Annotated in this window: 20 protein-coding genes and 1 riboswitch; of the genes, 7 read left to right on the top strand and 13 right to left on the bottom strand. The window is 75.6% G+C overall.

Translation table 11 applies throughout. The annotated features are described in order from the left end of the window. Nucleotides 1-79: 79 nt before the first annotated feature. Entirely contained in the window at nucleotides 80-1,504 is a 1,425-nt protein-coding gene (gene lnt / locus ABD353_RS01165; RefSeq protein WP_344621519.1) for an apolipoprotein N-acyltransferase, read from the bottom strand. 100 nt (nucleotides 1,505-1,604) lie between these two features. Then, entirely contained in the window at nucleotides 1,605-5,213 is a 3,609-nt protein-coding gene (gene cobN, locus ABD353_RS01170; RefSeq protein ID WP_344621520.1) for a cobaltochelatase subunit CobN, read from the bottom strand. A 402-nt stretch (nucleotides 5,214-5,615) separates the two neighbouring features. After that, nucleotides 5,616-5,766, bottom strand: a riboswitch (cobalamin riboswitch). 72 nt (nucleotides 5,767-5,838) lie between these two features. Between cobN and ABD353_RS01175 the strand changes: the two genes are divergently transcribed. The 3 genes from ABD353_RS01175 to ABD353_RS01185 are packed head-to-tail and all read left to right on the top strand — an operon-like array spanning nucleotide 5,839 to nucleotide 9,238. Further along, nucleotides 5,839-7,077, top strand: a complete 1,239-nt coding sequence (locus ABD353_RS01175) for a cobalamin biosynthesis protein CobG (protein ID WP_425555050.1) — start codon at nucleotides 5,839-5,841, stop codon at nucleotides 7,075-7,077. Continuing rightward, nucleotides 7,074-7,700, top strand: coding sequence for a precorrin-8X methylmutase (locus ABD353_RS01180; protein ID WP_344621522.1), 627 nt, complete (start codon nucleotides 7,074-7,076; stop codon nucleotides 7,698-7,700). The genes ABD353_RS01175 and ABD353_RS01180 overlap by 4 nt, the downstream gene beginning before the upstream one ends. Then, entirely contained in the window at nucleotides 7,697-9,238 is a 1,542-nt protein-coding gene (locus ABD353_RS01185; protein ID WP_344621523.1) for a precorrin-2 C(20)-methyltransferase, read from the top strand. Before ABD353_RS01180 ends, ABD353_RS01185 begins: the two co-directional genes overlap by 4 nt. A 70-nt stretch (nucleotides 9,239-9,308) precedes the next feature. Here the strand turns inward: ABD353_RS01185 and thrS are convergent, their stop codons facing one another. The 3 genes from thrS to ABD353_RS01200 all read right to left on the bottom strand — a co-directional run bounded on the left by thrS (nucleotide 9,309) and on the right by ABD353_RS01200 (nucleotide 12,240). Continuing rightward, on the bottom strand, nucleotides 9,309-10,520 hold the full coding sequence (gene thrS / locus ABD353_RS01190; protein ID WP_344621524.1) for a threonine--tRNA ligase: 1,212 nt from the start codon (nucleotides 10,518-10,520) through the stop codon (nucleotides 9,309-9,311). A gap of 213 nt (nucleotides 10,521-10,733) precedes the next feature. Further along, nucleotides 10,734-11,573 carry an SDR family NAD(P)-dependent oxidoreductase gene (locus ABD353_RS01195; RefSeq protein WP_344621525.1) on the bottom strand — a complete coding sequence of 280 codons (840 nt, stop codon included), beginning with the start codon at nucleotides 11,571-11,573 and terminating at the stop codon, nucleotides 10,734-10,736. Between the two features lie 73 nt (nucleotides 11,574-11,646). Continuing rightward, nucleotides 11,647-12,240 (bottom strand): TetR/AcrR family transcriptional regulator, encoded by a 594-nt coding sequence (locus ABD353_RS01200; RefSeq protein ID WP_344621526.1) that lies wholly within the window; start codon nucleotides 12,238-12,240, stop codon nucleotides 11,647-11,649. Nucleotides 12,241-12,296: 56 nt separating this feature from the next. On the opposite strand from ABD353_RS01200, the gene polX reads away from it, so the two are divergent. Then, on the top strand, nucleotides 12,297-14,033 hold the full coding sequence (polX, locus tag ABD353_RS01205; protein ID WP_344621527.1) for a DNA polymerase/3'-5' exonuclease PolX: 1,737 nt from the start codon (nucleotides 12,297-12,299) through the stop codon (nucleotides 14,031-14,033). A gap of 9 nt (nucleotides 14,034-14,042) precedes the next feature. Here polX and ABD353_RS01210 read toward each other — a convergent pair whose 3' ends face one another. Beyond that, nucleotides 14,043-14,795: a cobalt-precorrin-6A reductase gene (locus ABD353_RS01210; protein ID WP_344621528.1), complete on the bottom strand. Its 753-nt coding sequence runs from the start codon at nucleotides 14,793-14,795 to the stop codon at nucleotides 14,043-14,045. Between the two features lie 20 nt (nucleotides 14,796-14,815). Here ABD353_RS01210 and ABD353_RS01215 point away from each other — a divergent pair, with 20 nt between their 5' ends. Beyond that, nucleotides 14,816-15,946 carry a cobalt-precorrin-5B (C(1))-methyltransferase gene (locus ABD353_RS01215; protein ID WP_344621529.1) on the top strand — a complete coding sequence of 377 codons (1,131 nt, stop codon included), beginning with the start codon at nucleotides 14,816-14,818 and terminating at the stop codon, nucleotides 15,944-15,946. A gap of 10 nt (nucleotides 15,947-15,956) precedes the next feature. Here the strand turns inward: ABD353_RS01215 and ABD353_RS01220 are convergent, their stop codons facing one another. The 3 genes from ABD353_RS01220 to ABD353_RS01230 are packed head-to-tail and all read right to left on the bottom strand — an operon-like array spanning nucleotide 15,957 to nucleotide 18,234. Then, nucleotides 15,957-16,364: a RidA family protein gene (locus ABD353_RS01220; protein ID WP_344621530.1), complete on the bottom strand. Its 408-nt coding sequence runs from the start codon at nucleotides 16,362-16,364 to the stop codon at nucleotides 15,957-15,959. 59 nt (nucleotides 16,365-16,423) lie between these two features. Then, nucleotides 16,424-17,167, bottom strand: a complete 744-nt coding sequence (locus ABD353_RS01225) for an IclR family transcriptional regulator (protein WP_344621531.1) — start codon at nucleotides 17,165-17,167, stop codon at nucleotides 16,424-16,426. Next, a complete protein-coding gene (locus ABD353_RS01230) occupies nucleotides 17,164-18,234 on the bottom strand; it encodes a sugar kinase (RefSeq protein ID WP_344621532.1) in 1,071 nt (356 codons plus the stop codon). The genes ABD353_RS01225 and ABD353_RS01230 overlap by 4 nt, the downstream gene beginning before the upstream one ends. Before the next feature lie 141 nt (nucleotides 18,235-18,375). Here ABD353_RS01230 and ABD353_RS01235 point away from each other — a divergent pair, with 141 nt between their 5' ends. Further along, nucleotides 18,376-19,986: an N-acyl-D-amino-acid deacylase family protein gene (locus ABD353_RS01235; RefSeq protein WP_344621533.1), complete on the top strand. Its 1,611-nt coding sequence runs from the start codon at nucleotides 18,376-18,378 to the stop codon at nucleotides 19,984-19,986. Between the two features lie 50 nt (nucleotides 19,987-20,036). Further along, the gene (locus tag ABD353_RS01240; RefSeq protein ID WP_344621534.1) at nucleotides 20,037-20,705 is read left to right on the top strand and encodes a bifunctional 4-hydroxy-2-oxoglutarate aldolase/2-dehydro-3-deoxy-phosphogluconate aldolase; all 669 of its coding nucleotides are present in this window, start codon (nucleotides 20,037-20,039) and stop codon (nucleotides 20,703-20,705) included. Between the two features lie 12 nt (nucleotides 20,706-20,717). Here the strand turns inward: ABD353_RS01240 and cobM are convergent, their stop codons facing one another. From cobM to ABD353_RS01260, 4 genes are all read right to left on the bottom strand, one after another. After that, nucleotides 20,718-21,479, bottom strand: a complete 762-nt coding sequence (gene cobM, locus ABD353_RS01245) for a precorrin-4 C(11)-methyltransferase (RefSeq protein WP_344621535.1) — start codon at nucleotides 21,477-21,479, stop codon at nucleotides 20,718-20,720. Further along, complete coding sequence (gene cbiE, locus ABD353_RS01250; RefSeq protein ID WP_344621536.1) at nucleotides 21,476-22,726, bottom strand: precorrin-6y C5,15-methyltransferase (decarboxylating) subunit CbiE; 1,251 nt, start codon at nucleotides 22,724-22,726, stop codon at nucleotides 21,476-21,478. Before cbiE ends, cobM begins: the two co-directional genes overlap by 4 nt. A 140-nt stretch (nucleotides 22,727-22,866) precedes the next feature. Then, a complete protein-coding gene (locus ABD353_RS01255) occupies nucleotides 22,867-24,240 on the bottom strand; it encodes an ABC transporter substrate-binding protein (RefSeq protein ID WP_344621537.1) in 1,374 nt (457 codons plus the stop codon). Next, nucleotides 24,231-24,842, bottom strand: coding sequence for an MTB12 C-terminal domain-containing protein (locus ABD353_RS01260; protein WP_344621538.1), 612 nt, complete (start codon nucleotides 24,840-24,842; stop codon nucleotides 24,231-24,233). The genes ABD353_RS01255 and ABD353_RS01260 overlap by 10 nt, the downstream gene beginning before the upstream one ends. Nucleotides 24,843-24,974: the final 132 nt, after the last annotated feature.

Consider the following 24,974-nt stretch of genomic DNA (forward strand, 5'->3'; position numbering starts at 1 on the left):
GCCGCCCCCCTGCTTCGCCCCGGCCGCGGCGCCCCGCCACCACGGCACCGGACACCGCGGTCACCGCCACCGACCTCGGCTACACCCAGTCACCCAGCCGGTCGTACCAGGTCAGCGCGGAGGGCTCCGCCAGCGGCACCTGCACCACCAGCGCCCCCGACCCGTCCGTGCCGAGCCGGGCCAGCCGCCGGCCCTGCCGGTCGTACGCCACCGACTCGCCCGTCAGCGCGGCCTGCACCACCGGCCGCCCGGTCTCCGCCGCCCGGATCGCACCCAGCGAGGCGTGCTGCTCCGGCGCCCACGTCCGCTGGAAGGTCGACGTGGCCGACTGGTAGACGATCAGCGGCGCGCCGTCCCGGGCCGCCGATCGCGACATGTCCGGGAAGGCCGACTCGAAGCAGATCAGCGCACCGACCGGCAGCGGCGCACCGGCCCGGTCGGTCGCCGGCAGCAGCCGGAACGCCGCACCCGGCGCCCGGTTCTCGCCCGCGGCCCTGCTCACCCCCGCGATCCAGCCCAGCGCCGAGCGGAACGGGATGTACTCGCCGAACGGCACCAGCCGGATCTTGCGGTAGCGGGCCGCCACTCCGTCCGGGGTCACCAGCACCGCGTCCTTGGAGATCCGCCCGTCCGCCTTGCGCGCGTCCTCGCCGACCAGCAGCTGCGCACCGGTCGCCGCCGACAGCGACCGCAGACCGGCCAGCACGGCGGCGTCCCGGTCCAGGTCGGCCGTGGTGCTGGACTCGCCCCACACCACCAGGTCCACCGGCCGGCCCACCAGACCGCGGGTGATCCGGGTGCTCGCCGCCAGCCGCGAGGCGTCGTCGGACGTCTGCCCGGGCTGCACCAGCGCCACCGTCGCGCTGCCGCCCTGCGGGGGCGGCGGCAGCAGCGCGAACAGCACCGGCCCGGCCGCCAGGCACCCCGCGACCACGGCCGCCGGCAGCACCCGCAGCGGACCCGCCACCAGCACCACCACCGCGGTGTTGCAGGCCACCACCACGGCACTGACCAGCCACACCCCGCCCACCGACGCCAGCACCAGCACCGCAGGATGCTCCCACTGGCTCGCCCCGAGCAGCGCCCACGGACCGCCCAGCGCGTGCCACGACCGGGCGAACTCGCATGCCACCCAGACCGACGGCACCACCACCAGCGCGGCCGCCGCCCGCCGCGGCCCGACCCGGCCGTGCAGCAGCCGGTGCACCGCGAAGCCGAACGCCGCCTGCAGCGCCCCGAACACCACCGCCAGCGGCAGCAGCGCCGGCCCGATCGACGGCACCAGCCAGTACATCGCGACCAGGATGAACCCGGCCCCGAACCACCAGCCCCGCACCGCGGCCTCGCGCCCGCCCGGGGCCGCCCGCATCAGCAGCATCCCGGGCACCAGCGCCACCCACGCCAGCCAGGCCTGGCCGGCGCCGGGGAACGCCAGCACCGGCAGCCCGCCGGCCGCGAGGGAGTACCACCGGGCGGGCTGCGACAACGCCGTGCGCAACGTCATGCGGAGATCGTATGCACCCGAGGCGCAGATCGAACGCAATCGGCGCCACCCGAATGGCGGCGCACGGGGAGGTGCCCCCGCGCGCCGCGGTGCGGCCGCCTCAGCTCTCGGCCTCCAGGTCGCCCTCGGTCTCCAGGTAGGCCGCGCGGAGTTCGTCGAGCAGGCGCTCGTCGGGCTCCGCCCACAGGCCGCGGTCGGCGGCCTCCAGCAGCCGCTCGCTGATGCCGTGCAGCGCCCACGGGTTGGCCTCGGAGAGGAACTCCCGGTTGACCGGGTCGAGGACGTACTCCTCGGTCAGCTTCTCGTACATCCAGTCGGCGACCACCCCGGTGGTGGCGTCGTAGCCGAACAGGTAGTCGACGGTGGCGGCCATCTCGAAGGCGCCCTTGTAGCCGTGCCGCCGCATCGCCTCCATCCACCGCGGGTTGACCACCCGGGCGCGGAAGACCCGGGCCGCCTCCTCGGTGAGCGTCCGGGTGCGGACGGTCTCCGGCCGGGTCGAGTCGCCGATGTACGCGGCCGGGTTCTTGCCGGTGAGGGCCCGGACGGTGGCGACCATGCCGCCGTGGTACTGGAAGTAGTCGTCCGAGTCGGCGATGTCGTGCTCGCGGGTGTCGGTGTTCTTGGCGGCGACGGTGATCCGCCGGTAGGCGCTCTCCATCTCCTCCCGGGCCGGGCGGCCGTTGAGGTCGCGGCCGTAGGCGTAGCCGCCCCACACCGTGTACACCTCGGCGAGGTCGGCGTCGGTGCGCCAGTCCCGGCTGTCGATCAGCTGCAGCAGACCGGCGCCGTAGGTGCCCGGGCGGGAGCCGAACACCCGGACGGTGGCCCGCCGTTCGTCGCCGTGCTCGGCGAGGTCGGCCTGCACGTGGGCGCGGACGAAGTTGTCGGCGTCCGCCTCCTCCTGCCGGGCGGCGAGCCGCACCGCGTCGTCGAGCAGGGCGACCACGTGCGGGAAGGCGTCCCGGAAGAAGCCGGAGATCCGCAGCGTGACGTCGATCCGGGGGCGGCCGAGCTCCTCCAGCCCGATCGCCTCCAGACCGGTGACCCGGCGCGAGGCGTCGTCCCAGACCGGGCGGACGCCGAGCAGCGCGAACGCCTCGGCGATGTCGTCGCCGGCGGTGCGCATCGCGCTGGTGCCCCACAGCGAGAGGCCGACCGAGGGCGGGCAGGCGCCGTCGTTGTCGGCGCGGTACCGCTCGACCAGCGAGGCGGCGAGCGCCTGGCCGGTCTCCCAGGCGAGCCGGCTCGGGATCGCCTTGGGGTCGACGGAGTAGAAGTTGCGGCCGGTCGGCAGCACGTTGACCAGACCGCGCAGCGGCGAGCCGGACGGGCCGGCCGGGACGAAGCCGCCGTTCAGCGCGTGCAGCACGGCGTCCAGCTCGTCGGTGGTCGCGGTCAGCCGCGGCACCACCTGGGTGGCGGCGAAGTCGAGCACCTCGCGGACGGCGTCCGGGTGCCCGGCGGCGACCTTCTCGACCGCCTCGGGCGCCCAGTCCTCGGCCTCCATCGCCTCGACCAGGGCGCGGGCCTGCGCCTCGGCGGCGTCGGTGGCGCCGAGGGTGAGCGCGGCCTCGTCCAGGCCGAGCGCCTCGCGCAGACCGGGCAGCGCGCTGACGCCGCCCCAGATCTGCCGGGCGCGCAGGATGGCGAGCACGATGTTGACCCGGTCGGTGCCGGCCGGGGCCTGGCCGAGGACGTGCAGGCCGTCGCGGATCTGGGCGTCCTTGACCTCGCACAGCCAGCCGTCGACGTGCAGCAGGAAGTCGTCGAAGCCGTCGTCCTCGGGCCGCTCGTCCAGGCCGAGGTCGTGGTCGAGCCGGGCGGCCTGGATCAGCGTCCAGATCTGGGCGCGGATCGCCGGCAGCTTCGCCGGGTCCATCGCGGCGATCGTGGAGTACTCGTCGAGCAGCTGCTCCAGGCGCGCGATGTCGCCGTACGAGTCGGCGCGGGCCATCGGCGGGACGAGGTGGTCGACCAGGGTGGCGTGGGCGCGGCGCTTGGCCTGGGTGCCCTCGCCCGGGTCGTTGACCAGGAAGGGGTAGATCAGCGGCAGGTCGCCGAGGACGGCGTCCGGGCCGCACTCGGCGGACAGCGCGGCCGTCTTGCCGGGCAGCCACTCCAGGTTGCCGTGCTTGCCGAGGTGGATCACGGCGTGCGCGCCGAAGCCGCCGTCCTCCTGCGCGGCGGCGATCCAGCGGTAGGCGGCCAGGTAGTGGTGGCTGGGCGGCAGGTCCGGGTCGTGGTAGATCGCGACCGGGTTCTCGCCGAAGCCGCGCGGCGGCTGGATGAGGACGAGCAGGTTCCCGGAGCGGATCGCGGCGAGCACGATGTCGCCGTCCGGGTTCTGCGAACGGTCCACGTACAGCTCGCCGGGGGCCGGGCCCCAGTGCTCCTCGACCTGCTCGCGCAGGCCCTGCGGCAGGGCGGCGTACCAGCGGCGGTAGTCGGCGGCCGGGATGCGGACGGGGTTGCGGGCGAGCTGGTCCTCGGTCAGCCAGTCCTGGTCGTAGCCGCCGGCCGCGATCAGCGCGTGGATCAGCTCGTCGCCCTCGTGGGAGGCGGAGGTCGTGTCCAGGCCCGGCAGGTCGGTGCCCAGGTCCATGCCCTCCTCCCGGAGGCGGTGCAGCAGGCGCACCGCACTGGCCGGGGTGTCCAGGCCGACCGCGTTGCCGACCCGGGCGTGCTTGGTCGGGTACGCGGAGAGCACCAGGGCGAGACGGCGCTCGGCCGCCGGGGTGTGGCGCAGCCGGGCGTGCCGGACGGCGATGCCGGCGACCCGGGCGGAGCGCTCGGCGTCGGCGCGGTAGACGGTCAGGCCGTCCTCGTCCAGCTCCTTGAAGGAGAACGGCACGGTGATCAGGCGGCCGTCGAACTCCGGGACGGCGACCTGGGTGGCGGTGTCCAGCGGGGAGAGGCCGTCGTCGCTCTCCTCCCACTGCGAGCGCGACCAGGTCAGGCACAGGGCCTGCAGGATCGGCCGGTCGAGGGCGGCGAGGGCGCCCGCGTCCCAGGCCTCCTCGTCGCCGCCGGCCTGCGCGTCGGCGGGCCGGGTGCCGCCCGCGGCGAGGACGGTGGTGACGATGGCGTCGGCCCGGCCGAGTTCGGCGAGCAGCTCCGGCTCGGCGCCGCGCAGCGAGGAGCAGTACAGCGGCAGCGCGCGGGCGCCCTCGTCCTCGATCGCGCTGCACAGCGTCTCGACGAAGGCGGTGTTCCCGCTCATGTGGTGGGCGCGGTAGTAGAGCACGGCGACCAGCGGGCCGTCCGAGGCGCGGGCCTGACGCTCCAGCGGGCCCCAGGCCGGGGCGGAGGCGGGCGGGGCGAAGCCGTGGCCGGTGAGCAGCACGGTGTCGGAGAGGAAGGCGCCGAGCTCGGCGAGGTTGGCCGGGCCGCCGTGCGCGAGGTAGGCGTGCGCCTCGGCGGCGATGCCGGCCGGGACGGTGGAGAGCTCCATCAGCTGGGCGTCCGGGGCCTGCTCGCCCGTCAGCACGACGACCGGGCGGGGCCCGGCGAGCAGCGCGTCCAGGCCGTCCTCCCAGGCGCGGCGGCCGCCGAGCAGGCGGACGACGACCAGGTCGGTGCCCTCGACCAGGGCGGGCAGCTCCTCGGCGGACAGCCGGGCCGGGTTGCCGAGCCGGTAGCGGACGGGGCCCTGCGAGGCGCGGGCGCTCAGCAGGTCGGTGTCGGAGGTCGACAGCAGCAGGATCATGCGGAGGGCCTCCCGGCCTGGTCGGTGTTCCACGGCGTGCGGCGGCGCACCGGGGCGGTGGACGGCAGCCCGGTGCGCGGGGCGGAGCGGGGTGCGGTGCGACGGCCTGTCTTCAAGGGTGCTCGGGTGGTCATTCCAGGGGCGCGGGGAACTGCGCAATCCGGATGCGGGCTACCGTGCAAACCGCGGCTTGGCCCGTGCCGTCGTGACACCCACCCCGGATTGCGCAGTTCCCCGTGCCCCTTGTGGTGCACCCGTGATTGTTGAGGACGCGCCCCAGGGGTGCGGCGGACCGCCGCCGGGGTCACCGGGACGGCGGGCGGCGGCTCGGCGCGTCCGGGCGGGACGGCGGAGCCGGGCATGCGGCAGCGCACAGGTCGGGCCTTCCTCGGGGTCCGCGCCCCGGGCTGGTGGAGGACGGCGGGAGTTCCTGGCTCCACGGCGGCTGAGCCGTGGTTACAGTGGCGGGACCGCACCGGATTTGCACCGGTTTCCTCCGCTTGCCGTCGCTGGCGTCGGACGGCCCGCACGGACCGTCCGGCAGCATCGTACGGGGTGGCGGACGGCCGCGGGACTGCACGCGGACTGTGATCCAGACGACGGGGCGCCCCGTCGGACAATCTGTATGCTCGCCGCCATGCCACCGACTCCCGACCCCGCCGGGGCGGGCTCCGCCGTGCCCGACCGGGGCCGGCCGGACGCCTGTCCGGGGGCCCTTCGTCTGCACACGGCCGACGACGGCGCCCTCGCCCGCATCCGCGTGCCCGGCGGACTGCTGACGGTTCGTCAGGCAATGGCGCTGGCCGATGCGGCCGAGGCGCTCGGCGACGGCGCGCTGGAGACCACCTCGCGCGGCAACGTCCAACTGCGCGGCCTGGCTTCGGCCTGCGGCGCGGAACTCGCCGACCGGCTGCGGGCCGTCGGCCTGCTGCCCTCCGACACCCACGAGCGGGTGCGCAACATCGTCGCCTCGCCGACCGCCGGCCTCGACGCCGAGGGGCACGCCGACACCGCTGCCCGGGTGCGCGAGCTGGACGCGAAGCTCTGCGCGGCGCCCTGGGCGGCCGCGCTCTCCGGCAAGTTCCTGTTCGCCCTGGACGACGGCCGCGGCGATGTCGCCGCCCTGAACGCCGATGTGACATTGATCGCAGCGCCCGGCGGCACCGCCCTGCTGCGGCTCGGCCGCGAGACGACCGTCCGCGCGGTGCCGGCCGCACAGGCCGTGGACGCCGCCCTGGACGCCGCCCGGGCCTTCCTCGACGCGCTGCGCACCACCGGCACCCGGGCCTGGCACCTGCGCGAGGTCCCCGAACTCCTGCCGCCCGGCGACCTGCCGCTGCCCCCGCTGTCCGGCGGACACCCGCCGCTCGGGGTGCTGCCCGGCGGCCTCTCGGTCGGGACGCGCTTCGGACGGGCCACCGCCGCACAGTGGCGGGTGCTCGCCGGGCTGGCCGCCGGCGAGGTCCGGCTGACGCCCTGGCGCGGCGCCGTCCTGCCCGGCGCCGGCCCCGAGGCCCTCGCCGGGCTCGCCGCGGCCGGCTTCCTGACCGGGCCCGGCACCGCCTGGGACCGCGCCACCGCCTGCACCGGCCTGCCCGGCTGCGGCAAGTCGCTCGCCGACGTGCGCGGCGACGCGGCCCGCGCCCTGGAACGGGCGGACGGCGGCGGCCTGCCGGTGCACTGGTCGGGCTGCGAACGGCGCTGCGGCCACCCCTCCGGGCGATGGGTGGACGTGCTCGCCACCGGGCAGGGCTACCGGGTGGCACCGGTCGGGACACCGGCCCGCCCCATGGATGTGACGCCAGTGGATGTGACGACGGAAGAGATGGCCGAGGCGGTCGCCGAGGCCCGGAGGACCACGTGATCGAGTACGAGAAGGACGGCGCCGCCATCTACCGGCAGTCCTTTGCCACCATCCGGGCCGAGGCCGACCTGGCCGCCCTGCCCGCCGACGTCTCCCAGGTCGCGGTGCGGATGATCCACGCCTGCGGCATGACCGACCTGGTCGAGGACCTGGTCTACTCGCCCGGCGTGGTCGCCTCGGCCCGCAAGGCGCTGCACGCCGGTGCGCCGATCCTCTGCGACGTCAACATGGTCGCCAGCGGTGTCACCCGCAAGCGGCTGCCCGCCGACAACGAGGTGATCTGCACCCTCACCGACCCGTCGGTGCCCGAGCTCGCGCGGAAGACCGGCAACACCCGCAGCGCCGCCGCCATGGAGCTGTGGCTGCCCCGGCTGGAGGGCGCCGTGGTGGCCGTCGGCAACGCGCCGACCTCGCTCTTCCGGCTGCTGGAGATGATCGAGGCCGGCGCACCCCGCCCGGCCGCGGTGATCGGCGTGCCCGTCGGCTTCATCGGCGCCGCCGAGTCCAAGCAGGCCCTGGCCGAGCACCCGTCCGGCCTGGAGCACCTGGTGGTCCGCGGCCGGCGCGGCGGCAGCGCGATCGCCGCCGCCGCGATCAACGCGATTGCGAGTGAAGAAGAGTGACCGAGCAGCAGACCGGGCAGCAGGCCGGGCAGCAGACCGACCGGCGGACCGGCCGGCTGTACGGCGTCGGCCTCGGCCCCGGCGACCCCTCGCTGGTTACCGTCCGCGCCGCCGAACTCATCGGCAAGGCCGACGTGGTGGCCTACCACAGCGCCCGGCACGGCCGCTCCATCGCCCGCTCGATCGCCGACCGCTACCTGACCGGCGGCCAGATCGAGGAGAAGCTGGTCTACCCGATCACCGTGGAGACCACCGACCACCCCGGTGGCTACCGCGGAGCCCTGGACGACTTCTACGAGGAGGCGTCGGCCCGGCTCGCCGCCCACCTGGACGCCGGCCGGAACGTCGTCGTCCTCGCCGAGGGCGACCCGCTGTTCTACGGCTCCTACCAGCACATGCACAAGCGCCTCGCGCACCGCTACCCGACCGAGGTGGTGCCCGGCGTGACCTCGGTCAGCGCCGCCGCGGCCCGGCTCGGCAGCGCCCTGGTGGAGGCCGAGGAGACCCTGACGATCATCCCCGGCACCCTGCCGGAGGAGGAGCTCGCCGCCCGGATCGCCTCCGCCGACTCCGCGGTGATCATGAAGCTCGGCCGGACCTTCCCGGCCGTCCGCCGCGCCCTGGAGCGGGCCGGCCGGCTCGACGACGCGCAGTACGTCGAGCGGGCGTTCATGGACGGCGAGCGCACCCTGCCGCTCGCCGAGGTCGAGGCCGACACCGTGCCGTACTTCTCGGTCGCCGTGCTGCCCAGCAAGGTCGCCCCGCTCGACCTCCCCGAGCCGGACGGCCCCGGCGAGGTCGTGGTCGTCGGCACCGGCCCGGCCGGACCGCTCTGGCTCACCCCGGAGGCCCGCGGCGCCCTGGCCGCCGCCACCGACCTGGTCGGCTACACCACCTACCTGGACCGGGTGCCCGTCCGCCCCGGCCAGGTCCGGCACGGCTCCGACAACAAGGTCGAGTCGGTGCGCGCCGAGTTCGCCCTCGACCTGGCCCGCCGCGGCCGCCGCGTCGCGGTCGTCTCCTCCGGTGACCCCGGCGTCTTCGCGATGGCCACCGCCGTCCTGGAGGCGGCCGGCGAGGACCCGTACCGCGAGGTGCCCGTCCGGGTGCTGCCCGGCATGACGGCCGCCCACGCCGCGGCCTCCCGCGCCGGCGCCCCGCTCGGCCACGACTACGCGGTGGTCTCGCTCTCCGACCGCCTCAAGCCGTGGGAGGTCATCGCCCGGCGGCTGCGCGCCGCCGCCGAGGCCGACCTGGTGCTGGCGCTCTACAACCCCGGCTCGAAGTCGCGCACCACCCAGGTCGGGCTGGCCCGCGACCTGATGCTGGAGTACCGCGGCGCCGACACCCCGGTGGTGATGGCCCGTGACGTGGGCGGCCCCACCGAACGCGTCCGCACCGTCCGGCTGGCCGACCTCGACCCGGCCGAGGTCGACATGCGCACCCTGCTGCTCATCGGGTCCTCCCAGACCCGCCTGGTCCGCCGCGGCAACGACACCGAGGTCGTCTGGACCCCGCGCCGCTACCCGGAGGACTGACCGGAGGCTTTCCCGGACGGGTTCTTCAGGGGCGCGTGGGGGCACCCCCAGTGGTGATCCACCCGCGCCCCTACGGCCGAGCCTCGTCCCCGATCAGCCGCAACGCCTCCGCCTCCGGCAGCGGTCCGATCCGTCGGCCGTCCCGCAGCCGGAGCGACACCAGCCCGTCGGCGGCCTCGGCCGCGCCGATGACGGCCTGGTACGGCACCAGCCGGCCGGCCCGGACCCGCGCTCCGAGGGTGCCGGACCGCGGGTCGGCGGGTTCGGCCCGCAGCCCCTGCCGCAGGGCCTGCCGGACGAGGGCCTCCGCCTGCGGCCGCTGCTCCTCGGCGACCGGCTGCACCAGCAGTTGGACGGGCGCCAGCCAGGCGGGGAAGGCGCCCTGGTGCACCTCGATCAGGTGGGCCACCGCCCGTTCCACACTGCCGATGACCGCCCGGTGCACCATCACCGGCCGGTGCCGGGCACCGTCCGGTCCGGTGTAGCCGAGGTCGAACCGGGCGGGCTGGTGGAAGTCGACCTGCACGGTGGAGAGGGTGGACTCCCGTCCGGCCCGGTCGACCACCTGGACGTCGATCTTGGGCCCGTAGAACGCGGCCTCGCCCACCTCCTCCTCGTACGGCACCCCGGCCTCGTCCAGCGCTTCGGCGAGCAGCCGGCCGGCGCGCTGCCACATCTCGGGGTCGGCGACGTACTTGCCGCCCTCGGCGGGCAGCGAGAGCCGGTGCCGGGCCGGTTCGATGCCGAGCGCCCGGTACGCGCCGTGGATCAGCGCCAGCGCCGACCGGACCTCCTCGGCGACCTGGTCGGGACGGCAGAAGATGTGGGCGTCGTTCAGCTGGATCGACCTGACCCGGGTCAGTCCGCCGAGCACCCCCGACATTTCGGAGCGGAACATGCCGCCGAGTTCGGCCAGCCGCAGCGGCAGGTCGCGGTGGCTGCGCGGCCGGGCGCGGAAGATCACCGCGTGGTGCGGGCAGAGGCTGGGCCGCAGCACCACCTCCTCGCCGCCGAGCCGCATGGGCGGGAACATGTCCTCGCTGTAGTGCGCCCAGTGGCCGGAGATCTCGTACAGCTCGCGTTTGCCGAGGACGGGCGAGTGGACGTGCCGGTAGCCGGCCAGCCGTTCCACCTCGCGGACGTACTCCTCCAGTGCGTGCCGCACCGCGGCGCCGTCCGGCAGCCAGTAGGGCAGACCGGCCCCGATCAGCCGGTCGGTGTCGAAGAGGTCCAGCTCGCGGCCGAGCCGGCGGTGGTCCCGGTGGTCGGTGCTCTCGTGCACGACGGTCTCCCTCGGTGATGCCGGGACGGGTGACCGGGCACAGCACGAAGCCCCGGGGCACTCGCCCCGGGGCTTCGGACAGCAGGTGTCAGCGCGCCGGGACCCTCTCCGGCGTCGTGGTCGCGGCAGCGCGCTGGTGCTTCATGCCGCCGAGGCTAGCGCGGCGGACGGGCGTGAGGCACGCGCTTTTCCGCGCAGGCGGCCGTCGGGCCGTCAGCCCGCCTTCGGCAGCGGGAAGGAGGCCCGCATGACGGCGTCGAAGGCGGCGTCCGGCAGCAGCCGCTTGGCGATCATCGTGCCGCGCGCCATCGCCCCGATCGCGTACCGGGCCCGCGGCCGGCGCACCGTCGCCGCCCGGACGATCACCTTGGTGGCGGCCTCGGCCGTCACGGCGCCGCTGCGCCGGGTGAACGCCTTGTTGGCGTACATGTCGGCGAGCGCCGTGGTGAACGAGCCGTACGGGCCGGAGCCGTCCGGCATGGTGGCGACCGCGGTGCCGCCGAAGCCGGTGATGGTCGGGCCGGGCTGGACGACGACCACGTCGACGCCGAAGGGTGCGACCTCCAGCCGCAGCGAGTCGCTGATCGCCTCCACCGCGTGCTTGGTGGCGTGGTAGAAGGCGCCGCCGGGCGGCGAGAACCGGCCGCCCATCGAGGAGATGTTGACGATCCGTCCGCGGCCGGCCCGCCGCATGCCGGGCAGCACCAGCTGGGCCATCCGGACGAGGCCGAAGACGTTGGTGTCGAACTGGGTGCGGACCTCCTCCGGGGAGGCCAGTTCGACCGGCTGGTGCAGCCCGTACGCGGCGTTGTTGATCAGGACGTCGACGTGGCCGTGCAACTCCTCGACGCGGGCCACCGCGGCCGTCATCGACCGCTCGTCGGTGACGTCCAGGGCGAGCGTGGTGATGCCGAGGCCGGCCAGGTCGGCGAGGGCCTCGGGACGGCGGGCGGTGGCGACCACGCGGTGGCCGAGCCGGTGCAGGGCGAGGGCGGCCTCGCGGCCCATGCCGGTGGAGCACCCGGTGATCAGGACGGTCTGCGGGGCGGTCATCGGGGGACCTGCCTTTCCGGGGGAGTGGCGTGCGGGGGAGGGGAGCGGCGTGCGGGGGGCGGGGCGGGTGCGGTCAGGGGGCGGGGCGGTGCAGCAGGGCCCAGACGCACTCCTCGGCGGCGGCGAGGTCCGCGGGGGCCATCGCACCGAGGCCGTCCGCGCGGTGCAGCTTGACCAGGCCGGTGAAGGCGCCGACGGCGAGCGCCACCAGCTGGGCGGCGTCCCCGTCGCGGATCTCGCCGGCCCGCTGGCCGCGCTCGATGAAGTCGGCGGCGATCCGGTCGATCTCGGCGGCCAGCGCCAGGCTGTCCGGTGCCAGGAAGGTGTCGTGCTGCTGGTGCTCCAGGAAGACGAACGCCTCCGGGCGGGCCCCGGCGTACCGGGTGAAGCCCCGCCAGAAGCGGCCGAACTCCTCGCGGACGGTGCCGGCCGGGCCGCCCTCGGCCATCGCCGCGGCCAGCTCGTCGAGCAGGGCCCGCTTGGCGTGCTGGAAGGCCGCGTTGCCGAGTGCCTCCTTGCTGGGGAAGTACCGGTAGATGCTGCCCACGCCCACTCCGGCGCGCTGGGCCACGGCGGGCATCTGGGTGCCCTCGTAGGTGCGCTCGGCGAAGAGGGCGACAGCGGCGTCGATGAGCCGCTCGGCGAGGTCGGGCTTGCGCGGGGTCACGGAATGAATATTCATTCCGCAGGGTGCCGCTGTCAAGGCCGCCCTAGACTGGGGGCATGGCGCGGCTCAACGACGAGGTCGGCGCACTGCTCCAGGAATACTCCGACCTGCTGCTGCTCACCGGCGGCGACGCCTACCGGGCACGGTCCTACGAGAAGGCCGCCCGGTCCGTCGGCGGCCACCCGGAGGACCTCGCCCGGCTCGACGCCGAGGGCCTCCAGGCCATCCCCGGCGTCGGGAGGTCCACCGCCGAGAAGATCACCGAGTACCTGGGCACCGGCCGGGTCGCCGCCGTCGACGCGCTGCGCGCCAAGGTGCCGCCGGGCGTCCGCGAGATCATGGCGATCCCGACCGTCGGCCCCAAGAAGGCCGCCCTCGTCCACCGCGAACTCGGCGTCTCCACCGTCGACGAACTCCTCGACGCCGCCCGCGCCGGACGCCTCGACGACCTCCCCGGCCTCGGCGCCCGCACCGCGGAGAACATCGTCCACGGCATCGAGGTGCTCCGGCAGGGCGGCGGCCGGGTGCTGATCTCCACCGCCCTCGCCCTCGCCGAGGAGATCGCCGCCGCCGTCCGCGAGGCCTCCGGCTGCGAACGCTGCACCTGGGCCGGCTCGCTGCGCCGGATGCGCGAGACCGTCGGCGACGTCGACGTCCTCGCCGCCGCGGACGACTCCGCCCCGCTGACGGCCGCCCTCACCGGCCATCCGCTCACCGCCGAGGTGCTCGGCAGCGGCACCACCAAGACCTCCGTCCGCACCACCCGGGGCCTCCAGGTCGACCTGCGGGTCGTCCCGGCCGAGGACTGGGGCGCCGGCCTCGTCTACTTCACCGGCTCCAAGGCGCACAACGTCAAACTGCGCGCCCGCGCTGTCAGGGCCGGGCTCAAGCTCTCCGAGTACGGCCTCTTCGAGGCGGACGGCGGCCGCAAGCTCGCCTCCCGCACCGAGGAGGACGTGTACGAGGCGCTCGGCCTGCCGTGGATCCCGCCCACCCTGCGCGAGGACCGCGGCGAGATCGAGGACGCCCTGAACGGCGAACTCGGCCAGCCCGTCACCGAGCAGGACGTCCGCGGCGACCTGCACACCCACACCGACCTCACCGACGGCCTCGCCCCGCTGGAGGAGATGCTCGCCGCCGCGCACCGCCGCCGCTGGTCCTACGTCGCCGTCACCGACCACGCGCCGAACCTGGCCATGCAGCGGATGACCGACGCGAAGATGCTCGCCCAGCGCGAGCAACTGCAGGCGCTGCAGGGCTCGTTCGGGCGGATGCGGCTGCTGCACGGCACCGAGCTGAACATCGACCCGGACGGCGGTGTGGACTGGCCGCCCGAGTTCCTGGCCGGCTTCGACCTGTGCGTCGCCTCGATCCACTCGGCCTTCACGCTCGACCGGGCCGCGCAGACCCGCCGGCTCGTCCGGGCCTGCGAGAACCCGTACGTCCACGTGATCGGGCACCCCACTACCCGGCTGCTCGGCCGCCGCGCGCCGATCGACGCCGACTTCGACGAGGTCTTCGCCGCCGCGGCCCGCACCGGCACCGTCCTGGAGGTCAACGCCTCACCCGAGCGGCTCGACCTCGGCGACGAACTGATCATCGCCGCCCACCGCCACGGCGTCCGCTTCGCCGTGAACACCGATGCGCACGCCACCGTCCACCTCGACAACCTCCGCTTCGGCGTCGCCACCGCCCAGCGCGGCCGGCTCGCCGCCGAGGAGGTCGTCAACACCTGGCCGCTGCAGAAGCTCCGCCGGTTCCTGAAGGCCGACTTGAAGCGGGCCCCGGGTTGAGACGGCGTCTCAGGAGGACCGACCCGCCGCCAGGGCGGTCAGCCAGTCGACGGCGCCCTGCACCCCGTCGGTGACCGGGACGCCGGAGGGCGTCTCGGGCCGGCGGACGACCACCACGGGCAGCCCGAGCTCGCGGGCCGCGGTGAGCTTGGGCGCGGTGGCCGCGCCGCCGCTGTCCTTGGTGACCAGCACGTCGATGTCGTACTCGCGCAGCACCCGGCGCTCCCCGTCCAGGGTGAACGGGCCGCGGTCGAGCAGCACCTCCAGCCGGGGCGGCAGCGGCCGGTCCGGCGGGTCCACCGACCGGGCCAGGAAGAAGGTGTCCTTCAGGTGCGCGAAGGCGGCCATGCCCTGCCGCCCGGTGGTGAGGAACACCCGGCGGCCGAGCCCCGGCAGGGCGTCCGCCGCCTCGGCCAGCGAGTCCACCCGGTGCCAGTCGTCGCCGTCGACCGGGACCCAGCCGGGACGCCGCAGGACGAGCAGGGGAACATGGACCTCGGCGGCCGCGGTGGCCGCGCTCCGGCTGATCTTCTCGGCGAAGGGATGGGTGGCGTCGATGACCGCGTCCGCCTGCTCGGCCCGTAGCCAGTCGGCCAGCCCGACCGAGCCGCCGAAACCGCCGATCCGCACCTCGCCCGCCGGCAGCCGCGGCTCCGCGACCCGGCCGGCCAGCGAGCTGGTCACCCGCAGCGCGGGATCCTCGGCGAGGACGGCGGCGAGACGGCGGGCCTCGGTGGTGCCGCCGAGGATCAGGACGTGCATCGGAACTCCAGGAGGCGGACGTGGCTGAGGCGGGCGGCCGGGCGGCGCAGCTGAAGAGTAGCGGGCTGCGGCACGGCTGGACGACGGGCGCGTGCGCCACGGCGGCCACCGCCGCCGCGTACACCGCCCTGCTCACCGGGGAGTTCCCCGACCCGGTGGAGATCGTCCTGCCGAAGGGCCAGCGGCCCGCGTTCGCCCTGGCGGCGGAGGAACTGACGGCCGGACGGGCGATGGCGGGGGTGGTGAAGGACGCCGGCGACGACCCGGACGTCACCCACGGCGCGCTGATCCGCTCCACCGTCACCGCGGGTGCCCCGGGCAGCGGCGTGGTCTTCCGGGCCGGCCCCGGCGTCGGCACCGTCACCAAGGCCGGTCTGCCGCTGCCGGTCGGCGAGCCGGCGATCAACCCGGTGCCGCGGCAGATGATGCGGGACACCGTCGCCGAGGTCGCCGCCCGGCACGGCGGCAGCGGGGACGTGGTGGTGGAGATCTCCGTCGACCACGGCGAGGAGATCGCCCGCTCCACCTGGAACCCGCGGCTCGGCATCCTCGGGGGCCTGTCGATCCTCGGCACCACCGGCATCGTGGTGCCCTACTCCTGCTCGGCGTGGATCGACTCGATCCGCCGCGGGGTGGACGTCGCCCGGGCGGCCGGCCGCACCCACGTCGCCGGGTGCACCGGCTCGACCTCGGAGAAGGTCGCCGTCGCCGTGCACGACCTGCCGGAGGACGCGCTGCTGGACATGGGCGACTTCGCGGGCGCGGTGCTCAAGTACCTCAAGCGCCACCCGGTGCCCCGGCTGACCGTGGCCGGCGGCTTCGCCAAGCTGTCCAAGCTGGCGGCCGGCCACCTCGACCTGCACTCGGCCCGCTCGCAGGTCGACAAGGGCTACCTGGCCGAGCTGGCCCGCCGCGGCGGCGCCTCGCCGGAGCTGGCCGCGGCGGTCGCCGCCGCCAACACCGGCCTGGAGGCGGTGCAGTTGTGCGCGGCGGCCGGGGTGCCGCTGGGCGACCTGGTGGCCGAGGCGGCCCGGGCGACCGCGCTCGGCGTGCTCGCCCCGGCCCCGGTGGCGGTGGACGTGATCTGCACCGACCGGGCCGGCACGATCGTCGGCCGGGCCGAGCCGCTGGGCCCGGCCGCCCGCCGGTGACGGGCGCCGCTCAGCCGATGACGGCCTGCGCGTCGATCTCCACCAGCATCGGCTCCTGCGGCAGTTCGACCATCACGGTCGTCCGGCAGGGCTTCACCCCGCCCGGGGCGACGTTCTCCTCGATGAAGGCGGCGTAGGCCGCGTTCATCTCCGCGAAGTCCGAACGCTTCGTCAGGTAGACGCGGAACATCACCACGTCCTCGACGGTGCCGCCGCCCGCCTCGACGATCGCCTTGACGTTCTCCAGCGTTCGCCGGGTCTGCGCCCGCACGTCCCCGGGGTACAGGTACTCCCCGGTCGCCGGGTCCTGCGGGCCCTGGCCGGAGACCTGCAGGATCGGGCCCTTGCGCACCCCCTGGGAGAACATCCAGGCGGGCGCGGGGGCGCCGTCCGTGCGGACCTCGGTCTTCTCGGTCATGCGGTGTGCTTCCTCTCGCGGGATCGGACTCATCGAGGATCAGAAGGGATCGGAAAGGATCAGACGGGGGCGCCCGCGTCGGCGGAGATCGCCCGGGCCGTGGCCAGCAGCTGCGGCAGCAGCTCCAGCACCTGCTCGTACGGCAGCACCACGTCCGGCACCGAGACCGACGCGGCGGCGACGACCCGCCCGGAGACGTCCCGGACGGGCGCGGCCACGCAGTTGATGAACGGCTCGTGCTCGGCGTGGTCCTGCGCCCAGCCCTGGGCGGCGACCTGCTCCAGTTCGGCGAGCAGCTGCTTCGGCCCGGCGATCGTGTTCGCCGTGTGCGGGGTGTACTCGATCGCGGCGGCCACCTTGCGGCGCTCGGCCGGCGGCAGGTCGGCCAGCAGCACCTTCGCCACGGCGGTGCAGTGCAGCGAGGCCCGCAGCCCGATCCGGGAGTACATCCGCACCGGCTGCCGGGAGTCGTACTTGTCGATGTAGACCACCTCGCCGCCCTCGTACGCGGCCAGGTGCACCGTCTGGCCGGTCGCCGCGTTCAGCTCGGCGAGGTGCGGCGCGGCGGTGCGGCGGATGCCGCGCTGCTCCAGGGCCAGGCTGGACAGGGCGAACAGGCCGGCCCCGAGGTGGTAGCGGTAGTTGGCGTCGCGGTGGACGAACCGGCCCTCCTCCAGGCTCTGCAGCAGCCGCAGCACGGTGGTCTTGTGCACCCCGAGCGCCTGCGCCAGCTGGTCGAGGGAGCGTTCGCCCTCGCCGAGTTCGGCGAGCAGGCGCAGGGCGCGGGTGACGGTCTGGCTCATGGGGTGGGTGCTCCGAGGTGCGCGGCCGGCCGGGTGAGTACCGGGGACACGATGCCATCCGCGGTCACCCGGGTCGCCGCCCAGTCCCCGGCCGGGGCGTCGAGCAGCGCCGCGACCACGCCGGGCGCGGGCAGCCGGCCGCGGTCGCCGGGGGCGGTCAGGGCGCAGGCCGCGGCGAGGTGGCCGAGCCGCAGCCGGCGGCGGCCGTCCAGGCCGCGGTGCAGGCCGGCCAGGTAGCCGGCGGCGAAGGCGTCGCCGGCACCGGTCGGCTCGACCACCTCGACGGCGAGCGCCGGCTCGGTGACGGCGGTGCCCGAGCGGTCCAGGGCGGTGACCCGGTGGCCGGCGTCCTTGACGACGACGGTCGCGGGGGAGGGGAAGGCGGCCCGCAGCGCGGCCGGGTCCCCGGTGCCGAGGGCTTCGGCGGCCTCGTCCGCGCCCAGCAGCAGGACGTCGGCGGCGTCCAGCAGGTCGGGCAGCACCGCCGGGTCGCGGCCGTGCCAGAGCGCGGGGCGCCAGTTGAGGTCGAGGGAGACCAGGCGGCCGGGCCGCCGGTCGGCGAGCAGCGCGCGGACGAGTGCCAGGCAGTCGTCGGAGAGCGCCGCGGTGATGCCGGTCAGGTGCAGCAGCCGGGCGCCGGCCAGCAGCCGGGCGGCAGCCGGGTCGGCCAGCAGCGCGGGGGAGAGCGCCGAGGCGGCGGAGCCCGTCCGGTAGTAGTGCAGCCGGCTGCGGCCCGGGCCGAGGTCGTGCGGCAGCGCCGAACCGCCGGTCTCCTTGACGTAGAGGCCGGTGCGGCGGTGCGGGTCCACCGCGACGGCCGAGACGTCCACCCTGCAGGCGGCCAGATCGGCGGTGACCATGCGCCCGAACCCGTCGTCGCCGACCCGGCCGATCCAGGCCGCCGGCACACCCAGCGCGGCCAGCGCGCACGCCGTGTTGGACTCCGCGCCGCCCACCGCCGGCCGGAAGCCGCCCGCGGCCTCCAGCGGGCCCGCGGCGTCCGGCAGCAGCACCGCCATCGACTCGCCCAGGCACACGGCCCACGGGCCGGGCGACCGCTCCGCCATCCGCCGCACTCCCTTTGCCCGCGCGCCCCTCGGACGCGCCCGTCTCGTTGACCGCGCTTCGGCGTGAATGTTAGAACCGTCGTGGCACTATCCGCAACGCACGTTGCGAATAACGCAACATTGCAGGTGAGGAGTGGTCTGGTGGCCGATCTGGTGATCCGCGGCGCCACCGTCGTGGACGGCACCGGCGCCCCGCGCCGCCGCGCGGACGTCACCGTCACCGACGGCCTGATCGACACCGTCGGCGTCCCCGGCGAGCACCTCACCGCCCGCCGTGCGCTCGACGCGGACGGCCTCGTCCTCGCCCCCGGCTTCGTCGACATGCACACCCACTCCGACCTGCGCCTGCTCGTCGAACCCGGCCACCCCTCCCGGATCACCCAGGGCGTCACCTGCGAGGTCCTCGGCCAGGACGGCCTCTCCTACGCACCCGTCGACGACACCACCCTGCCCGCACTGCGCCGCCAACTCGCCGGCTGGAACGGCGACCCCGACGGCTTCGACTGGAACTGGCGCACCGTCGGCGAGTACCTCGACCGGCTCGACACCGGCACCGCCGTCAACACCTGCTACCTGGTGCCGCACGGCACCGTCCGGATGCTCGCCATGGGCTGGGACGACCGCCCGCCGACCGGGGCCGACCTCGACCGGATGCGCGCCCTGGTGGCCGACGGCCTCGCCGAGGGCGCGGTCGGCCTGTCCAGCGGGCTCAGCTACCCGCCCGGCATGTACGCCGGAACGGCCGAACTCACCGCGCTCTGCGAGGTGGTGGCCGCCGCCGGCGGATTCCACGCCCCGCACCAGCGCTCCTACGGCGCCGGCGCGCTGGAGGGCTACGCCGAGATGATCGCGATCGCCCGCGCCTCCGGCTGCCCGCTGCACCTCACCCACGCGACCATGAACTTCGAGGTCAACCGCGGCCGGGCCGGCGAACTCCTCGCCCTGGTCGACGCGGCCCTCGCCGAGGGCCTCGACATCACCCTCGACAGCTACCCCTACCTCCCCGGCTCCACCACCCTCGCCGCGCTGCTGCCCGGCTGGGCCGCCGCCGGCGGACCGGACGCGACCCTCGCCCGGCTCGGCGACCCGGCCGCCCGCGAGCGCATCCGTACCGCCCTGGAGGAGACCGGCAGCGACGGCTGCCACGGCGTCACCGCCGACTGGCACACCGTGCAGATCTCCGGCGTCGGCGACCCGGCCCTCGCCGCCCTGGTCGGCCGCACCGTCGCCGAGGTCGCCGCCGCGGACGGCACCACCGGCACCGAGGCCTTCCTCGACCTGCTGCGCCGCGACCGCCTCGCCACCACGATCCTCCAGCACGTCGGCGACGAGGCGAACGTCCGCGCCGTGATGCGACACCCCGCGCACACCGTCGGCAGCGACGGCCTGCTCGTCGGCGACCGGCCGCACCCCCGGGCCTGGGGCACCTTCGCCCGCTACCTCGGCCACTACGGCCGGGACGAGGGCGTGCTCACCCTGGAGGAGGCGATCGCCCGGATGACCGGCCGCCCGGCCCGCCGCCTCCGGCTCCACCGCCGCGGCCTCGTCCGCCCCGGCCACCACGCCGACCTGGTGCTGCTCGACCCGGCGACCGTCCGCGACACCGCCACCTTCGACCACCCGCGCCGAGCGGCCGCCGGGATCGCCCACGTCCGGGTCAACGGCACCGCCGTCCTGGACGACGGCCGTCCCACCGGAGCGCTGCCCGGTCGCACCCTGCGCCGCACCGCCGACGGCACCCGCGCCCGGTGAACCGCCGGGTACGGCACGCCTGCCCGCCCGAACCGAGGAGCCCGAATCCCGTGACCGCACCCACCGCCACCACCCCCGGCGCCGCCGCAGCCGCCGCCCTGCGGGCCGCTCTCGCCGCCGAGCGGGTGATCGCCGTGGTCCGCGCGCCGCGGATCCCGGACGCCGCCGAGCTGTGCGCGGCACTGGCCGCCGGGGGCATCGACCGGGTCGAACTCACCTTCACCACACCGGAGGTGACGGCACACCTGCGGCACGCGGCCGGGGCCGGGCACCGGATCGGGGTCGGTACGGTGCTGACCGCCGAGCAGGCCGAACGCGCGGTGGACGCCGGTGCGGGTTTCCTGGTCACCCCGGGGTGCCGCCCCGAGGTCGCCGCCGCGGCCGGGCAGGCCGGTGTCCCGGTCGTGCTCGGCGCGCTCACCCCGACCGAGGTGGCGCAGGCCGTCGACCTGGGCGCCGCCGCGGTCAAGGTCTTCCCGGCCCGCGTCTTCGGCCCCGGCTACTTCGCCGATCTGCGCGGCCCCTACCCCGACGTCCCGCTGGTCGCCTCCGGCGGTGTCGACACGGGCAACGCCGCCGCCTTCCTCGACCACGGCGCCCTCGCCGTCTGCGCCGGCTCCGGGGTCGTCCCCCCGGCCGCCGTCGCCGCCGCCGACTGGCCGGAGATCACCCGACGGGCCCGGGCCTTCACGGCGGCGCTGGCGGCACCCGCCGGGTGACGACGCCGGAGGTCAGGCGCCGCAGGGCTCGTGCGGCCGCTCGCGCTCGGAGGAGTACAGGTGGCTGTCGCGGAACTGCTCGGCGCCGAGGGTCCGGCCGACCAGGATGACGGCCGTCCGCAGCACACCGGCAGCCTTCACCTGCTCGGCGATGTCGCCGAGGGTGCCGCGCAGCACGAGCTCGTCGGGGCGGCTGGCCATGGCGACGACGGCGGCCGGGCAGTCGGCGCCGTAGTGCGGCAGCAGCTCCTCGACGACGCTGTCGACGTAGCGGGCGGCGAGGTGCAGCACCAGCAGGGCGCCGCTGCGGCCGAGGGTGGCGAGGTCCTCGCCCTCGGGCATCGGGGTGGCCTGCCGGGAGACCCGGGTGAGGATGACGGTCTGACCGACCGTCGGCACGGTCAGTTCCCGCTTGAGCGCGGCCGCCGCGGCGGCGAAGGCGGGCACGCCCGGCACCACCTCGTACGGGATGCCGAGCGCGTCGAGGCGCCGCATCTGCTCGGCGACGGCGCTGAACACCGAGGGGTCGCCGGAGTGCAGCCGGGCCACGTCCCGGCCCTCCTCGTGGGCGCGGGCGATCTCGGCGACGATCCGGTCGAGGTCCAGGTTCGCGGTGTCCACCAGCCGTGCGTCCGGCGGGCATTCGGCGAGCAGTTCGCGCGGCACCAGGCTGCCCGCGTACAGGCACACCCCGCAGGCGGCCAGCGTGCGCTGCCCGCGGACGGTGATCAGGTCGGCGGCACCGGGGCCGGCCCCGATGAAGTAGACGGTCACTGCTCCTCCTCCACGCCGGCCCGGCCGGCCTCGGACGTCTTGACGGCCGACCACTGGGTGACCGGCATGGCCTGCCGCCAGCCGGTGAACCCGCCGACCGGTACGGCGTGCGCGACCGCCAGCTTCACCAGCTCCCCGCCGTGCCGGCGGTACCACTCGGTGAGCAGCGCCTCGGACTCCAGCGTGACGGTGTTGGCGACCAGCCGGCCGCCCGCGGGCAGCGCGTCCCAGCAGGCCTGCAGCAGGCCGGGCGCGGTCAGCCCGCCGCCGATGAACACGGCGTCCGGCACCGGCAGTCCGGCCAGCGCGTCGGGCGCCCGGCCGGTGACGACCTCCAGCCGCGGCACGCCGAGCGTGTCGGCGTTGCGCCGGATCCGGTCGGCCCGGACGGCGTCCCGCTCCACGCTGACGGCCCGGCAGCTGCGGTGCGCCCGCAGCCACTCCACGGCGATCGAGCCGGAGCCGCCGCCGATGTCCCAGAGCAGTTCTCCGGCGGCGGGCGCGAGCGCGGCGAGCGTCGCGGCCCGGACATGGCGCTTGGTCAGCTGGCCGTCGTGCTCGTACGCGTCGTCCGGCAGCCCGGGGACGAGCTGCGCCCGCGGACCCGCGCACTCCACGGCGACGATGTTCAGCGGATCGGCGGCCGGGTGCGGCCAGTCGGCGGCGGTGCCGTCGAGGACGCGTTCGCGGCCTCCACCGAGCTGTTCGAGCACCCGTAGCCGGCTGGCGCCGAAGCCGCGTCCGGTGAGCAGCGCGGCGACCTCGGCGGGGGTGCCGGCGCCGGCGCTGAGCACCAGCAGCCGCCGCCCGTCGGACAGTGCGGCGTTGAGGTTCGCCAGCGGGCGGCCGACCGCGCTGACCACCTCGGTGTCCTCCTGCGGCCAGCCGAGGCGCGCGCAGGCGTAGGCGACGGAGGAGGGGTGCGGCAGCACGTGCAGCCGCTCGGCGCCGACCGTCTCGGCGAGGGCTCGGCCGATGCCGTGGAACATCGGGTCGCCGCTGGCGAGGACGCACAGCCGCCGGTCGCCGTGCTCGGCGAGCAGACCGGGTACGGCGGGCCGCAGCGGGCTCGGCCAGGCCACCCGTGCGGCGGTGACCTCCGGCGGCAGCAGCTCCAGCTGGCGTGGTCCGCCGAGGACGGTCGCGGCCCCGAGCAGCGCCTCCCGGGCGGTGGGCGCGAGGCCGTCCCAGCCGTCCGCACCGACCCCGACGACGGTGATCACGGACGCGGGCACGGCGGTGGCCAAGGGGACTCCTTGCAGCTCGGACGGGGCAGCGGCAGCCTACCGGCCGCTCCCCGCCCCGTCGCCGGCCGAAGGCCGAACCCGCCCACGATCACCTGCGACGTTCGCCACACCACGGCCCGCACCGGCCGCCCCACCACCCCTCAGGGCCGGTACGGCAGCTGCGGGACGTCGTAGCAGTTGGTGGCCATGTCGGGCACCTGGGTGACCCAACCGCCGTGCCCGTCCTGGGCGGAGTCCTCCCAGCGGGCGGCGTTGAGGCAGGCCCTGAGCAGCCCGGTCGGCCGCGGGGTCGGGACGAAGTCGGCCGGGAGCAGCAGGCCGTGCGCGTCGTAGGGGGTGCTGCGGTTCATGAAGTCCTCGACGCAGCCGCGGGTGAGGTCGGCGCCGCAGGAGTCCATCGCGTCGGTGAGCCACTGCGCCCCGGCCCAGCCCTCCAACTCCCAGGCGGAGAGCAGCCCCTCGCGCTCGGGGTAGTACGTGGCCATCGCCTTGCGGAAGGCCTGCACGGCCGGTTGGCGGGTGTCCTCGTAGTTCTGGCTGGAGGAGGTCGCCCACAGCACCGACCGGCAGCCGGGGGAGTCCTTGTAGTCGGTGCCGACGGTCGCCGTCCAGTTCTGCACGTTGGTGACCTTGGCCTTGAGGCGCACCCCGGCGGCGTCCAGGGCCTGGCAGAGCCCGGCGTTGCCGCGGGTGTCCATGGCGTCGAAGAGCAGCTCGGTGCCGTCGGCCTTCATCGCCGCGGCGACCGCCTGGAAGCCGGGCAGCGCCAGGTCGACGGTCTGGTTGAGCACCCGGTACCCCTCGGCCTTCAGCGCTTCGGTCAACTGCCGGGCGTAGCGGGCCGAGTCGGCCTGGTCGTAGGCGACGACGGCGGCGCTGCGGGCGCCGAGCTTCTCCTTGAAGAACCGGTACACCTCGGTGCTCTGGTAGAGGACGCCGTCCCAGCCGACCGAGCGGCCGTCCCGCGGGGCGCTGCTGCCGTAGATGCCGTACAGGTGCGGCCACTGGTCGTAGGCGGTGCCGATCGGTTGGCCGCCGACGTCCGGCACGCCCTTGGCGCTGACGTAGGGGGCTCCCGCGTAGACCAGGACGCTGCCGGAGACCAGGGCGAAGACCTTCTCCTTGTCGATCATCCGGTGGACGCAGTCCTGGTTGCCGATGCCGCTGCCGCCGTCGTCGCAGGTGACGACCTGCACCGTCCGGCCGTGCACGCCGCCGGCGTCGTTCAGGGCCTTGAAGAAGGCGAGGGCGCCGAAGCGCGGCCCGGCGAAGGTCTCCGAGCCGACGGGGCTGGTGAGCGAGGTGATGATGCCGATCTTGACGCTGCGGGCGTCGGCGCCGGTGTCGGTGGTCCGGTCGACGGTGCCGCCCGCCGGAGGTGTGCCGAAGGCGCTCTCCGGCAGGCGGCTGCCGCAGCCGGCGACGGTCAGCAGCAGCGCGGCCGAGGCCGCGAGCAGGGCGGTGCGGGCGGCCGCGGCGTGCCGGGCCGCCCGTCGGAGCCCGGTCAGCTGCATCCCGGGATCGCGCTGCCGCCGGCCTGGGCGACCAGCCCGCACAGGGTGCTGGTGGACACCTTCCAGGTGCCGTTGTCCAGCACGGCCTGTCCGCTCGCGGCCGGTTCGACCGTCTGGCCCTGCAGCGTCAGCGTGTACGTCACGGTCGCGGCCGAGTCCGAGGTGAACTGGACGTCGGTCACCGTGGCCTTGACCTGGCCGACCCGCGGGTCGTTGGCGAAGCCCTGCAGGGCGGGCTGGAGCGCCTCGCCGTTCTGCAGCAGCGCGGCCCGGTCGGCGATCGGCGTGGCCGGGTCGAAGAACTTCTCCCAGTTGGTCTTGATCTGCGCCTTGGCGGCCTCCGCGTCGGCCGGTGCCGAGCCGCCGCCCGTGGGCGACGCAGCCGCCGAGGTCGTGGCCGGTGCCGAGGGCGAGGGTGAGGAGGACCCGGAGGAACTGCTGCTGCTGCAGGCCGCCGCGAACAGCAGGGCCAGGACGGCCAGGACGGCCGCCGCGAGCCGGGCGGCCGCGCCGACCGGACGGGATGAGGGGGTACGGCCGTCCGGGTGGGCGGCGGGGCCGGGGCCGGCCTCGTGGATCGACTCGCCAGGGTTGTTGCGCATGGGTTGCTCACCGCGTTCTTCCCGACCGCAGGGCCGCCCTCCCGCCGGTGGCCCCGGTCGCTCGTGTCGTGGCTGCTCTGGGTCGGTGTCTCGGTCCGTGCTGCGGCACCGGATGCCGCAAGTGACACTATG

This window comes from Kitasatospora arboriphila (genome assembly GCF_039528095.1).
Classification (GTDB): Bacteria; Actinomycetota; Actinomycetes; order Streptomycetales; family Streptomycetaceae; genus Kitasatospora; species Kitasatospora arboriphila.